The organism is Bacillus sp. FSL R5-0709, from assembly GCF_038004785.1.
Taxonomy (GTDB): domain Bacteria; phylum Bacillota; class Bacilli; order Bacillales; family Bacillaceae_G; genus Bacillus_A; species Bacillus_A mycoides.
On the sequence record NZ_JBBORT010000001.1, the window covers coordinates 5,229,759 to 5,243,859 of the forward strand.

The 14,101-nt window shown below is 35.9% G+C and carries 17 protein-coding genes; 1 reads left to right on the forward strand and 16 read right to left on the reverse strand.

Features of this window, described 5'->3' with window-relative positions:
* Positions 1-4 precede the first annotated feature (4 nt).
* The 6 genes from rpsR to MKX37_RS26870 form a co-directional block, all read right to left on the reverse strand.
* The gene (rpsR, locus tag MKX37_RS26845) at positions 5-238 is read right to left on the reverse strand and encodes a 30S ribosomal protein S18 (protein ID WP_000918874.1); all 234 of its coding nucleotides are present in this window, start codon (positions 236-238) and stop codon (positions 5-7) included.
* 44 nt (positions 239-282) lie between these two features.
* Positions 283-804 (reverse strand): single-stranded DNA-binding protein, encoded by a 522-nt coding sequence (gene ssb, locus MKX37_RS26850; protein ID WP_000981963.1) that lies wholly within the window; start codon positions 802-804, stop codon positions 283-285.
* Between the two features lie 26 nt (positions 805-830).
* Entirely contained in the window at positions 831-1,121 is a 291-nt protein-coding gene (gene rpsF, locus MKX37_RS26855; RefSeq protein WP_001233782.1) for a 30S ribosomal protein S6, read from the reverse strand.
* Positions 1,122-1,312: 191 nt separating this feature from the next.
* Positions 1,313-2,413, reverse strand: a complete 1,101-nt coding sequence (ychF, locus tag MKX37_RS26860) for a redox-regulated ATPase YchF (protein WP_000524661.1) — start codon at positions 2,411-2,413, stop codon at positions 1,313-1,315.
* Between the two features lie 115 nt (positions 2,414-2,528).
* Positions 2,529-2,726, reverse strand: coding sequence for a DUF951 domain-containing protein (locus tag MKX37_RS26865; RefSeq protein WP_000436054.1), 198 nt, complete (start codon positions 2,724-2,726; stop codon positions 2,529-2,531).
* Between the two features lie 20 nt (positions 2,727-2,746).
* Positions 2,747-3,604, reverse strand: a complete 858-nt coding sequence (locus MKX37_RS26870) for a mechanosensitive ion channel family protein (protein WP_000362302.1) — start codon at positions 3,602-3,604, stop codon at positions 2,747-2,749.
* A gap of 260 nt (positions 3,605-3,864) precedes the next feature.
* Between MKX37_RS26870 and yyaC the strand changes: the two genes are divergently transcribed.
* A complete protein-coding gene (gene yyaC / locus MKX37_RS26875) occupies positions 3,865-4,461 on the forward strand; it encodes a spore protease YyaC (protein WP_002130189.1) in 597 nt (198 codons plus the stop codon).
* Positions 4,462-4,481: 20 nt separating this feature from the next.
* Here yyaC and spo0J read toward each other — a convergent pair whose 3' ends face one another.
* The 10 genes from spo0J to rpmH form a co-directional block, all read right to left on the reverse strand.
* On the reverse strand, positions 4,482-5,333 hold the full coding sequence (spo0J, locus tag MKX37_RS26880; protein WP_170935246.1) for a stage 0 sporulation protein Spo0J: 852 nt from the start codon (positions 5,331-5,333) through the stop codon (positions 4,482-4,484).
* Complete coding sequence (gene soj, locus MKX37_RS26885) at positions 5,326-6,087, reverse strand: sporulation initiation inhibitor protein Soj (protein ID WP_002016469.1); 762 nt, start codon at positions 6,085-6,087, stop codon at positions 5,326-5,328. Before soj ends, spo0J begins: the two co-directional genes overlap by 8 nt.
* Before the next feature lie 186 nt (positions 6,088-6,273).
* The gene (gene noc, locus MKX37_RS26890) at positions 6,274-7,146 is read right to left on the reverse strand and encodes a nucleoid occlusion protein (RefSeq protein WP_002016471.1); all 873 of its coding nucleotides are present in this window, start codon (positions 7,144-7,146) and stop codon (positions 6,274-6,276) included.
* 105 nt (positions 7,147-7,251) lie between these two features.
* The gene (gene rsmG / locus MKX37_RS26895; RefSeq protein ID WP_002016472.1) at positions 7,252-7,971 is read right to left on the reverse strand and encodes a 16S rRNA (guanine(527)-N(7))-methyltransferase RsmG; all 720 of its coding nucleotides are present in this window, start codon (positions 7,969-7,971) and stop codon (positions 7,252-7,254) included.
* 22 nt (positions 7,972-7,993) lie between these two features.
* A complete protein-coding gene (mnmG, locus tag MKX37_RS26900) occupies positions 7,994-9,883 on the reverse strand; it encodes a tRNA uridine-5-carboxymethylaminomethyl(34) synthesis enzyme MnmG (RefSeq protein WP_002130192.1) in 1,890 nt (629 codons plus the stop codon).
* Positions 9,884-9,941: 58 nt separating this feature from the next.
* Positions 9,942-11,318, reverse strand: a complete 1,377-nt coding sequence (gene mnmE / locus MKX37_RS26905; RefSeq protein ID WP_002130195.1) for a tRNA uridine-5-carboxymethylaminomethyl(34) synthesis GTPase MnmE — start codon at positions 11,316-11,318, stop codon at positions 9,942-9,944.
* Between the two features lie 227 nt (positions 11,319-11,545).
* Positions 11,546-12,163, reverse strand: coding sequence for an RNA-binding cell elongation regulator Jag/EloR (gene jag, locus MKX37_RS26910; protein ID WP_078421763.1), 618 nt, complete (start codon positions 12,161-12,163; stop codon positions 11,546-11,548).
* The gene (gene spoIIIJ / locus MKX37_RS26915; protein ID WP_002130197.1) at positions 12,160-12,927 is read right to left on the reverse strand and encodes a YidC family membrane integrase SpoIIIJ; all 768 of its coding nucleotides are present in this window, start codon (positions 12,925-12,927) and stop codon (positions 12,160-12,162) included. The genes jag and spoIIIJ overlap by 4 nt, the downstream gene beginning before the upstream one ends.
* Before the next feature lie 52 nt (positions 12,928-12,979).
* Positions 12,980-13,327, reverse strand: a complete 348-nt coding sequence (rnpA, locus tag MKX37_RS26920) for a ribonuclease P protein component (protein ID WP_002089963.1) — start codon at positions 13,325-13,327, stop codon at positions 12,980-12,982.
* Positions 13,328-13,403: 76 nt separating this feature from the next.
* Complete coding sequence (gene rpmH, locus MKX37_RS26925; RefSeq protein WP_000831901.1) at positions 13,404-13,538, reverse strand: 50S ribosomal protein L34; 135 nt, start codon at positions 13,536-13,538, stop codon at positions 13,404-13,406.
* Positions 13,539-14,101 lie beyond the last annotated feature (563 nt).

Genomic DNA, 14,101 nt, shown 5'->3' on the forward strand with positions numbered 1-14,101 from the left:
GCTATTATTCACCAACATATGGTAAAAGTGCCATTTGACGAGCACGTTTAATTGCAACTGTAAGTTTGCGTTGGTATTTCGCGCTTGTTCCTGTTACACGACGAGGTAAAATTTTACCGCGCTCAGAAACGAAACGTTTTAATAAATCAACATCTTTATAGTCAATGCGAGTGATGCCGTTAGATGTGAAGAAACACACCTTACGACGCTTCGCACGTCCACCTTTGCGTCCTGCCATGTCTATTCCCTCCATTCTTTGTTAAAAATAGCCGATTCACACCATTAAAATGGTAAATCGTCGTCCGAAATGTCAATCGGTTGACCAACATTCGAAAATGGATCGTCATTCTTCGTAAATCCAGAGTTACCTTGATTACCTTGGTTACCTGAATTACTAGATTGACCAAATGGGTTAGAGCTTTGGTTACCGAAACCAGCTCCTGATGGTTGCTGATTGAATGAACCACGTTGCTCCCCACCGCCATTACGCGGCTCTAAAAATTGTACGCTCTCCGCAAGAACTTCTGTTACATATACACGTTTACCATCTTGTCCATCGTAATTACGAGTTTGAAGACGTCCGTCTACGCCTGCTAAGCTACCTTTTTTCAAATAATTTGCCACGTTTTCTGCTTGTTTACGCCATATTACACAATTAATAAAGTCAGCTTCACGCTCACCTTGTTGATTCGCAAATGCGCGATTCACAGCTAACGTAAAAGTAGCTACTGCAACACCATTGGGCGTGTAACGTAAGTCAGGGTCCTTAGTTAAACGACCAACGAGGATAACACGATTCATCAATCGAACCACTCTCCCTTATATATCAATTATTTTTCTTCTTCTTTAACAACGATATGACGAAGGATATCTTCGTTGATCTTAGCTAAACGGTCGAATTCGTTAATCGCCTCTGAGTTAGAGTTCACGTTTAAGATCATGTAGAAACCTTCACGTAAGTCGTTGATTTCGTAAGCTAAACGACGCTTACCCCACTCTTTTGTGTTAATGATTTCTGCACCATTGTTTGTTAAAACACCTGCGAAACGTTCAACTAAAGCTTTTTGAGCTTCTTCTTCAACGCCAGGACGAATGATGTACATAATTTCGTACTTTCTCATTACACTTTCACCTCCTTTTGGTCTAAACGGCCCATAATGGGCAAGGAGCAATTAATTTATAGTAATTACTCACGAGTTTAGATTATATCATAGTAAGTTATATGAATCAACTCACCAATACGTAAAAAACTTGGCAAACACATAATATATTTGCCAAGTTCATATCTTTATTTTTCCTAGGAAATATTAAATTAAACGTTAAAGCGGAAGTGCATAACATCTCCGTCTTTTACGATATACTCTTTTCCTTCTAAACGTACTTTTCCAGCTTCTTTTGCAGCTGTCATAGAACCGTTTGTCATTAAATCATCATAAGAAACTGTTTCTGCGCGAATAAATCCACGCTCAAAGTCTGTATGAATTACGCCAGCACATTGTGGTGCTTTCATACCTTGTTTAAACGTCCATGCACGCACTTCTTGCACACCAGCTGTGAAGTAAGTAGCAAGTCCTAATAAGTCATATGCAGCACGAATTAACTGATCTAAACCAGATTCTTCAATACCTAATTCTTCCAGGAATACTTTTTTCTCTTCTTCGTCTAACTCAGCGATTTCTTCTTCGATTTTTGCACATACAACGATAACTTGAGAATTTTCATTTGCAGCAAATTCTTTTACCATTTGTACATATTTATTTTCAGAAGGATCCATAATATCATCTTCACTTACGTTTGCTACGTATAGCATTTCTTTCGTTGTAAGTAAATGAAGGCCTTTAACAATCTTCATTTGCTCTTCTGTAAATTCAACAGTACGAGCTGGTTTTCCCTCTTCGAAAGCTTCTTTTAAACGCACTAAAATTTCATGCTCATATACTGCTTCTTTATCTTTTTGTCTTGCTAATTTCGCAACACGCTCGATACGTTTATCAACTGATTCTAAATCCGCTAAGATTAGTTCTAAGTTGATTGTTTCAATATCATCAATTGGATCTACTTTCCCTGAAACGTGTGTAATATTTTCATCTTCAAAACAACGAACAACTTGGCAAATTGCATCTACTTGGCGAATGTGAGATAAGAATTTATTTCCTAATCCTTCACCTTTACTCGCACCTTTTACGATACCTGCGATATCAGTAAATTCGAATACAGTCGGAACAGTTTTTTTCGGTTCTACTAATTCCGTTAATTTATTTAAGCGCTCATCTGGTACTTCTACAATCCCTACGTTTGGATCGATTGTACAGAATGGATAGTTCGCAGATTCTGCTCCTGCTTGTGTAATTGCATTAAATAAAGTGGACTTCCCTACGTTAGGTAATCCAACAATCCCAGCCGTTAATCCCATATTTTTCACTCCTATGTCTCAATCTTTCATCATTATAGATAGTAACGAAAAAAATGACAAGTTTCCACCAAATGAAAAAAAGCAACGGCTGTCTACTGCAGCTGTTGCTTTTTCACTATTCTTCATGCTTCACAAGTATTTTTTTCACCTTACGATCAAACTCTCTTCGAGGAATCATTACCGAATGGTCACACCCCTCGCACTTAACGCGGATATCCATTCCCATACGAATAATCTTCCAGCGATTTTCACCACATGGATGGGCTTTCTTCATTTCCACAACATCGTACAAGTTATATTGCTTTTGCTCCACTCTCCAAACCCCTCTCCATACTAAATTGCTTTTCCACTAACCAATTCTTCACGATTATATAAAACCATACGTGGATATGGAATTTCAATTCCATGTAAATCCAGACGAGTTTTAATCTCTTTACGAAGAGCTCTTGCAATAACTGCATGTTGCATCGGCTCCACTTCAGCAATAACACGTAATATAACTTCTGATGCAGCTAATGTTTGTACACCTAACAATTGAGGCGTTGTTACCATCTTCTCGTACTTTGCAGGTAATTCTACTAATAACTCTTCAATTACTTGCTCTGCTTTTGCTATATCGGCCTCATACGAAATAGATACATCAACGAATGCTACACTATTACTAACCGAAAAATTAGTAACTTGAATAATACTTCCGTTTGGTAAAGTATGAATTTCCCCTGTCCAGCTCTTTAGTTTCGTTGTACGAAGTCCAATTTCTAAAACAACTCCCTCAAACTGACCAATTCTTACATAGTCACCAACTGAAAACTGATCTTCTAGCAAAATAAATAGTCCTGTAATGACATCTTTCACTAAACTTTGTGCACCAAATCCGACTGCTAAACCAATAACCCCGGCACCAGCTAATAGACCTGATGCATTAATATTGAACACGCCTAAAATCGCAATCAACATAATAAATATAACAACGTATGCCACAATATTTTCAAGTAACTTCGCTACTGTAACTGTACGACGTTCTGAAATTTGAATTGGCGAACGACTTCCCATGCGAAACGCATTTCGTACAACTGCCCTTGCAACTCGCACAATGATTGCACCAAGTATTAAAATAACGACTATTTTTAGTGTTTTTACACCTATATTCGTCCAATCAATGGACTCAAACCATTTCAACGCTAAATCCATGTACCTCTACCTCTCCAGCTAAAATTTCTTTTTAGTTATCCTTCTCATTGTATCAGAAGTCTCTCTGATTTCTGAAAAAATTTTATGACTTTAATTCCATTTGTTAACTTCCATTCAGGTATAAAATGAAACGAATATATATATACTAGTACTATTATTTCCGTTTTCATTCACAGTTTGTAAAAAGTATGCACTTATAATTTTCCATTTCACACACCATATAACATATTGTGAAAATTTATTAAAAGGATGGGTGCTTCATGAATATTAGAAGTTTTCGCTTACCTTTTTTTGAAAAAGAAACTCAAAATGTTATGCATCATGACTTAGAAGCCTCTGAGACAATCAGTAATTTCTTACTTTCCCATATTCCCGTTAAGACTAATATGCCACTCATTCTCGTTTGTATCGGAACAGACCGTTCCACCGGTGATGCACTTGGTCCATTAGTTGGTACTAAACTAGAACAAATTGAAATCAAAAACCTTCAAGTATTCGGCACACTAGACGAACCAATACATGCACTAAATCTAGAGGAGAAAATTCAGAATATACAGAAAGAAAATCCTACTTCATTTATTATTGCTGTTGATGCATGTTTAGGAAAATCTCAAAGTATCGGTTCTATAACTACCGGAAAGGGCCCCAGTAAACCTGGAGCTGCGATGAATAAGAAATTACCTGAAATTGGTGATTTGCATATTCATGGCATCGTAAATTTAAATGGTTTCATGGAGTTTTTCGTACTTCAAAATACAAGACTAAGTTTAGTTATGAAGATGGCCGATGTAATTGCACAAAGTATAAAAGAAACCGATCAAAAATTATCTGCATTAAAAAAAGCAAACCATCTATAAACAATAAGATGGTTTGCTTTTTAATTTCCCTTTGATAATAATTCTAAAATTCGATTTAAATCTTCTTTATTAAAAAATTCGATTTCGATTTTACCTTTTTCTTTTTTCGTTTCTTTAATTTTTACATCCGTACCAAACTTTTCTCTTAAAAACGTTTCACGCTCTACAAAAAATATATTTCTTTCTTTTTTCACTTGTTGTGTTTCACGTGAAACACGTTGATTAATTTCCTGGACAATTTGTTCCAATTGGCGAACATTCAGTCCTTCTTTTTCAATTCGCTTCAATAAAGATTTCAACTGTTCTTCATCTTTTATTGTAAGTAAAGTTCTTCCATGAGCCATTGAAAGTTGACCGTTTGCAATCATATCTTGAACGAATGAAGGGAGGCTTAACAAACGAGTATAATTTGCGATATAAGGCCTGCTTTTACCAAGACGTTTTGCTAATTGTTCTTGTGTTACATTTAGCTCGTTCATTAACATCTGATATGCCATTGCCTCTTCCATAGGATTTAAATCTTCTCGTTGTAAGTTTTCAAGCAAAGCAAATTCCATCATTTGCTGCTCATTTAATTGCCTTACGACAGCAGGCACTTTCTCAAGTCCGGCCTCTTTAGCAGCACGATATCTTCTTTCACCTGCAACTATTTCATATCCTTTAATACTCTTTCGAGCAATTAAAGGTTGCAATATACCGTGCTCTTTAATAGAAGCCGCTAATTCCTGAATCGCTTCTTTATTGAAATATTTACGTGGTTGATATGGATTCGGCCTTAATTCAGTTACTATAATCTCCTGAATTGTTTCTTCTTCTTTCACATCTAAATCTGGAAAAAACACGTTGATTCCTCTTCCTAATCCCTTAGCCACCTGCAATCACTTCCTCTGCTAAATCTAAATATACTTCTGCTCCTCTTGATTTAGCGTCATACTGCATAATTGGTTTTCCATGACTTGGTGCCTCACTTAAGCGAACATTACGAGGAATAATCGAACGATATACTTTATCTCTAAAGTATTTTTTCACTTCATCTATAACTTGAATTCCTAAATTTGTACGAGCATCCAACATCGTTAACAATACACCTTGAATTGCTAAATTTTTATTTAAATGCTTTTGCACAAGTCGAACTGTATTTAATAGCTGACTTAACCCTTCCAGCGCGTAATATTCACACTGTACAGGAATAATAACAGAATCTGCTGCGGTTAATGCATTAATCGTTAATAACCCTAAGGATGGGGGACAGTCAATAATAATATACTCATATTCATCACGAATTGGCTGTAACGCTCTTTGCAAGCGTACTTCCCGGGAAATGGTTGGTACCAATTCAATTTCAGCACCAGCCAATTGAATTGTAGCGGGTAGAACATCTAAGTTTTCAGTTGCGGTTTTCCGTATGGCACCTTGAACATCTGCATCTTCTACAAGAACATTATAAATACATTGATCTAATTCAGACTTTTCAATCCCTACACCAGTCGTTGCATTTCCTTGAGCATCAATATCTACGAGAAGGACTTTTTTTCCTACTTGTGCCAATCCAGCCCCTAAATTAACGGATGTTGTTGTTTTTCCAACACCGCCTTTTTGATTAGCAATAGCAATGATTTTTCCCATGATGTCACCTACTTTCAACCTTTCTTTCTTATTCTAGAAACAATTACGTTTATTGTAACATGAAATAAAAGTTTTTCTTTTACGTCCTTATTAAACTTCAAAATTTATTTCTAAACTCCTTCTTGCTTTAACAAGAAAATATAGTAAAAGAGACCTCTCCAATAGGATAAGGTCTCTAGCACGTAATTATTTTTTCTTCGGAATTTTAATCGTAATTTGATAGTATTCATCAAACTCTTCTTCCGCAGAATTAACATTCAAACCACTATTAGCAACCATTTGTAATGATTGTCTAATCGTGTTCATAGCAATTCTCGCATCTCGACTTACTGCTTTTTGCTTCGCTTTGCGCTTTGGTTTTACTTCTTCTAATAACTTTGCAATTCGTTCTTCTGTTTGCTTTACATTCAATTGCTTCTCCACAATCTCTTGTAAAACCTTCAGTTGTAATTCCTCATTCTTCAAAGGAATAAGGGCGCGAGCATGCCGTTCTGTAATACTTTTTTCTAATAATGCACTTTTGATTTCTTCAGGCAATTTTAATAATCGCAATTTATTTGCGACTGTCGATTGTCCTTTTCCAAGTCGTTGTGCCAATGCTTCTTGTGTTAAATTATGTAACTCAATCAGCTTTTGATATGCCACAGCTTCCTCAATTGCTGTTAATTCCTCACGTTGCAAATTTTCAATTAACGCTACAGAAGCTGTCTCAGTATCATTTAAATTCTTTATTATTGCAGGAACTTTTTCCCACCCTAACTTTGTTGCTGCGCGGAAACGCCTTTCCCCGGCAATAATCTCGTACTTATCATCCTCATACTGTCTCACAACAATCGGCTGGATAAGCCCATGTGTACGAATCGTTAATGCTAGCTCCTCAATACGTGCATCGTCAAAAACTGTTCGTGGTTGATAACGGTTAGGGGTAATGTTTACTATCGGAATTTCCTGTATTTCTTCATATACCTTTTTAGCTATTTCTTCATGGCTTTCGTCTTGTAATTCGAATTCGCTCTCTTTATCTCCAAAGCCAAATAAACGAGAAAACGTATTTTTCATACATATTCCACCACCTTTTAGGCCTATTGACTGTTCTACATAAAATGTTTCCTATGAAACATTTACGTTTTCATTTATATAATTTAATCTTACGTCTAATAAGATTTATTTTTCAATAGGTAATTTATTGGGCGTTCCCGGTTTGCGTGGATATTTCTTTGGTGTCTTGCGCTTTTTCTCGATTAATAAAATATTACGCTCGCTTTCTTCAAACGGTAATTGGAACGTAGACATTTCTTTCAATTCTCCGCCAAGTACCTCTAAAGCATATTTGCCATTTTCGATTTCTTCGTTCGCCGCTGCACCTTTCATTGCAATGAATGTTCCCCCTACTTTTACAAGTGGTAAACATAGCTCACTTAATACAGAAAGACGTGCAACTGCACGTGCCATTACAATATCGTATGCTTCACGTACACCTTCTTTTTTTCCAAATGTTTCAGCACGATCATGACAAAATGCAACATCACTTAATTCTAACTTTTGCGCTAAGTGATTTAAGAAATTAATACGTTTTTGTAATGAATCTACAATTGTTACTTTTAAGTGTGGGAAACAGATTTTTAAAGGGATACTTGGGAATCCAGCTCCTGCTCCAACATCACAAATAGAAAATGGTTTCGAAAAATCATAATAAAAAGCCGCTGTAACAGAATCAAAAAAGTGTTTTAAGTATACTTCTTCTTTCTCCGTAATAGCCGTTAAGTTCATTTTTTCATTCCACTCTACTAATGTTTCAAAATAGATTCCGAACTGCTCTAACTGTCTAGAAGAGAGGGAAATACCCTTCTCTTCTAGCATAGATTGAAATTGTTCTATGTTCATCTAGCAATATCTCCTTACTATGTTATTGGTTCGATACTCGTGCAATTTTTCCTTGTTCAATGTAAATAAGCAAAATGGAAACATCAGCTGGATTTACGCCAGAAATACGTGAAGCTTGCCCCATTGAAAGCGGACGAACATCTTTCAATTTCTGTCTCGCTTCTGAGGCAAGGCTAGAAATCGCATCATAATCAATATCCACAGGAATTTTTTTGTTTTCCATTTTTTTCATACGTTCTACTTGCTGTAAAGATTTTTCAATGTATCCTTCGTACTTGGTCTGAATTTCAACTTGTTCCGTAATTTCATCACTTAATGGTACTTCACTTGGTACTAAAAGATGAATATGCTCATATGTCACCTCTGGACGACGTAATAAGTCACTTGCACGTATTCCATCTTTCAATTCACTTCCGCCAATACTACGAATTAATTCTTGAACTTCAGGACGCGGTTTAATAAAAATACTCTCTAACCGTTCCTTCTCCTGTTCAATTTGTAACTTTTTATTTGTAAATCGCTCATAGCGATCTTCTTTAATTAAGCCAATTTCACGCCCAACTTCAGTTAAACGAAGGTCAGCATTATCATGGCGTAATAATAGGCGATATTCTGCACGAGACGTTAATAAACGATATGGTTCATTTGTACCTTTCGTTACAAGGTCATCAATTAAGACACCAATATAAGCATCAGCACGACCTAAAATAACTTCTTTTTTACCTAAAGAACGACACGCTGCATTAATCCCAGCCATAAGCCCTTGTCCTGCTGCTTCTTCGTAACCAGAAGTTCCGTTAATTTGTCCTGCTGTATATAAATTTTTAATTTTTTTCGTTTCAAGTGTTGGCCATAGTTGAGTTGGTACGATCGCATCATATTCAATTGCATAACCCGTACGCATCATTTCAACATTTTCTAGGCCAGGAATTGTTCTAAGCATTGCACGCTGTACATCTTCTGGTAAGCTCGTCGATAAGCCTTGTACATATACTTCTTGTGTATTACGTCCTTCTGGCTCTAAGAAAATTTGATGACGTGGTTTATCATTAAATCTTACTACCTTGTCTTCAATTGAAGGGCAATATCTAGGCCCTGTTCCTTTAATCATACCAGAATACATAGCTGAGCGATGTAAGTTTTCATCTATTAAACGATGTGTTTCTGTACTTGTATACGTTAACCAACATGGAATTTGATCCATAATAAATTTTGTCGTTTCAAAAGAGAAAGCACGTGGCTTATCATCACCTGGTTGAATTTCTGTTTTACTATAATCAATCGTATTACTGTTTACACGCGGAGGTGTACCTGTTTTAAATCTAACAAGATCAAAACCAAGTTCCTCTAAGTGTTCAGATAATGTAATAGATGGTTGCTGATTATTTGGACCACTTGAATATTTTAAATCTCCCATAATAATCTCACCACGTAAAAATGTTCCCGTTGTAATTACAACTGTTTTCGCTGTGTATTCAGCACCAGCTTGCGTAATTACCCCTTTACATACACCATCTTCAATAATTAAACGCTCTACCAGACCTTGAAACAACGTTAAGTTTGGTGTTTCTTCAATTGTTTTCTTTAATTCATGCTGGTAAGAGAATTTATCAGCTTGTGCACGAAGCGCGCGTACAGCTGGTCCTTTACCCGTATTTAACATACGCATTTGAATATGTGTTTTATCAATATTGCGTCCCATTTCTCCGCCTAATGCATCAATTTCACGAACAACAATCCCTTTTGCTGGTCCACCAACAGAAGGGTTACATGGCATGAACGCTACCATATCTAAGTTAATTGTTAACATTAATGTTTTTGAGCCCATTCGTGCTGCCGCAAGACCAGCTTCACATCCTGCATGACCTGCACCGATTACTATGACATCATATGAACCGGCATTGTATCCCATTGTTTATTCCTCCTAATAACCTCTATCTTACTAAATCATCTCTGATTAAAGTTTTACTTTATTTTCCTAAACAAAATTGAGAGAACAATTGGTCAATTAAACTTTCATGGACAGTATCACCAGTAATTTCACCAAGTATTTCCCACGCTCTTGTTAAATCAATTTGAACCATATCAATCGGAACACCATTTTCTATCGCTTCAATTGCATCGTTAATTGTTCTTCCTGCTTGTGTTAATAATCCGATATGTCTCGCATTAGACACGTATGTCATATCCGCAGAATCAATTGTTCCTTCAAAGAATAAATCAGCTATTGCCTTTTCAAGCTCATCTATTCCTTGCTCCTCAATTAAAGATGTTGTAATAACACGATTGCCTACCGCTAAATCTGTAACACGTTCCATATCAATTCCTTGCGGTAAATCTGTCTTATTTACAATGACAATGAAATCTTTTCCTTGTACAGCACGGAATAGATCCTCATCTTCATTTGTTAAAGCCTCGCTATAGTTCACTACAATTAACACTAAGTCTGCTTGGCTCATCATTTCCTTCGAACGCTCTACACCAATTCGTTCAACAATATCTTCCGTTTCACGAATTCCGGCTGTATCTATAAGTTTAAGTGGTACACCACGCACATTAACGTACTCTTCAATAACATCACGAGTTGTTCCTGCAATATCAGTTACAATTGCCTTTTTCTCCTGAACAAGACTATTTAATAGCGATGATTTCCCAACGTTAGGTCTACCGATAATCGCGGTAGAAATGCCTTCACGTAAAATCTTTCCTTGCTTCGATGTTTCTAATATCTTTGCAATTTCAGCACGGACATGTGTAGCTTTCTCAATTAAAATATTATGCGTCATCTCTTCTACATCATCATATTCTGGGTAATCTATATTCACCTCAATATGAGCTAATGTTTCTAATATTTCTTGACGCAGATGGCCGATTAATTTAGATAATCGTCCTTCCATTTGGTTAATCGCTACATTCATAGCACGATCTGTTTTCGCACGGATTAAGTCCATAACAGCTTCTGCTTGTGATAAATCAATACGTCCATTTAAAAAAGCACGTTTTGTAAATTCACCAGGCTCTGCCAGTCGTACTCCTTGCGCTAAAATAAGCTGTAATACTTTATTTACCGAAACAAGTCCACCATGACAGTTAATTTCTACTATATTTTCACGCGTAAAAGTCCTTGGTGCACGCATAATGGACACCATAACTTCTTCAATAACTTGATTTGTATCTAAATCGACAATATGACCATAATGAATTGTATGAGAAGAAACCTGTGTTAAATCCTTCCCTTTAAAAATACGATCGACTTTCTCAATCGCATCATCCCCACTTACTCGAACAATGGCAATTGCACCTTCCCCAAGTGCTGTGGAAATTGCGGCAATTGTATCAAATTCCATGTCCTTTCACCTCACTTGCTTATTTATCTCTATTTCAACATGAATTTTTTCCGTCACTAAATTATTAGGATACCATAACGAACCTATCTACAAAAGAATAATAACTCATTTTATTATGTCCTTATGTAAAAAACACTAAACTTATTCACAGTGGATAAGTTTAGTGTTTTTTAGTTATCCACATTTATTTTCTCCTCAAAAAAACCGGCACTCAATTGAGTAACCGGTCACTTGGAAGATATTACAACATACCGATGTGGTTCTTTCCCTTCAGAAGTTGTAATGATATTTTGATGATTAGATAATGCTTGGTGAATAATTTTTCGTTCGAAAGAAGGCATTGGTTCTAGAACAACCCTTTTTTTCGTACTCACTACTTGTTTTGCTAATCGATAGGAAAGAGTTTCTAACGTATTTTTTCTTTTACTACGATAGTTTTCAGCATCCAGTGTAATACCAATATATTGCTTTGTATTACGGTTCGCAACAAGCTTTGTTAAATACTGTAAAGAATTCAACGTATTCCCTCTTTTACCAATTAAAACACCAATATTTTCACCAGAAATTGTAAATTTAACTTCGCGTCCTTTTACAATTTTTCTAATCTCAACTTCCACACCCATATTTTGAATAACATTTTTTAAATATTCTTCACATTCTTGGATTGGATCTTTTTTCAATACAACTTCTACAACAGCGGGGCGATTCCCAAATAAACCTAGGAACCCCCTCTTACCCTCATCGATAATATTTATATCTACTCGATCTTTCGAAGCATTTAATTGTCTTAAAGCATCTTGTACTGCCAGCTCGACTGTTTGTCCTTTAGCAGTAATCATACTCACTTGCTTGATCCTCCTGCCTTACTAGCCTTAATTTCAGGCCCTTTGATCATATACATTTGAGCGATACCAAAGATATTACCAACTACCCAGTACAATGATAGTGCTGCTGGGAAGTTAATTGCAAAGACTAAAATCATAATTGGCATAAGCCAAATCATCATTGCCATTTGCGGATTTTGTCCAGCCGTTCCTGCCATTGCAAGCTTTTGCTGAATAAACGTCGTAATAGCTGCAACAACTGGAAGGATATAGAAAGGATCCGCCTGTCCTAAATCGAACCATAAAAATGTATGTTCACTAATTGCTGTTGTTCTCATAATCGCATGATAAAACGCGAATAAAATAGGCATCTGAACAAATATTGGTAAACATCCTGCTAATGGGTTTACACCATTCTTTTGATATAACTGCATCATTTCTTGTTGTAGTTTTTGCTGTGTTGCTTGATCTTTAGAACTATATTTCTCTTTTAATTTCACCATTTCTGGTTGTAACGCCTGCATTGCTTTCGTACTCTTCGTTTGTTTAATCATTAATGGTAATAATGCAAAACGAATGATAAGAGTTGTAACAACGATTGCTAAACCGTAATTACTACCAAATAATTCTGCAAAATACGTGATTAACTGAGAAAGCGGGTATACGAAATATTCATTCCAAATCCCAGTGCTTTTCGGTGTAATCGGTTGATTTGTTTCACTACAGCCGGTAGCAATTGCCATTAGCATAATAACCATGGCTAATAAACCTATTTTCTTTTTCAAAGCCTGCTCCTCCTTGTTTCGGTATGTATATAGTGTAATTCATTTCCTTACGCTACTTTTTTATTCTTTTCATACCAGAGCGTTTAAAGACATGAATTAAGCTTTTCTTTAACTCTTCATATGTCATCTCTGCACAAGGCTTCCTTGCTATTATAACAAAATCTTTTCCAGAATCTATCTCATCTTTTAATTCTATAATCGATTGGCGAATCATACGCTTAATTCGATTACGCACTACTGCATTTCCTATTTTCTTACTAACAGAAAGACCAATGCGAAAATGCGGCTGTTTTTCTTTATCTAATTTGTATACAACAAACTGGCGATTGGCATTCGATTGTCCTTTTTGGAAAACAGCCTGGAATTCATCATTCTTTTTTATACGATTTTTTTTCTTCATATCATTTGACACTCCTGTATTTCATCAGCGGAAACTCATTATTATTAGAAAAAAAGACCACTGAACGATCAGTGGTCTACGCAGATAATACTTTTCTTCCTTTACGACGACGAGCTGCTAGCACTTTACGTCCGTTTGCTGTGCTCATACGGCTGCGGAAACCATGTACTTTGCTGCGCTTACGTTTATTTGGTTGGTAAGTTCTTTTCATTATATGACACCTCCCTGAGGAATATCTGTTAAAGACAGTCTAATAAATTATAGTAAATCAAATAGGAAAATGTCAATGGTTCTCGAAATTTTCATCAAATATTCATTTTTAACCTATTCACACACTTTTTCACAGTCCCTATATTTCCTTGTGGATAAATATATTTTCTCTTTTTTGTATCCACAAACTCTTTTTTTACTTTTACACAGTATATCGTATTGTGGACAAGTTTATTCCACAAGGTATTGATTTTGTGGATAACTTTCTTAAATTCATTGCTATAGCTGCTTTTTTTTGATATTATAGTTGTGTTTTCACTTTGAATAAGTTTTCCACACCTTTATTTTATCCACAATTTGTGTATAACATGTGGATAGTTTAAATCACATGTGAGTAAATAGTTGTCCACATGTGTTATTTTGTCGAAAACTCTATCTCGGATACTAACGACGTTTTTATATTTTAAAATACGTTTCGTATAAATATGCATTAGAAATATTTACAGGTTGTACAATTGTTGCGCAACCTTATTCTTTTACCATCTTTGTAAAGGAGGGACACCT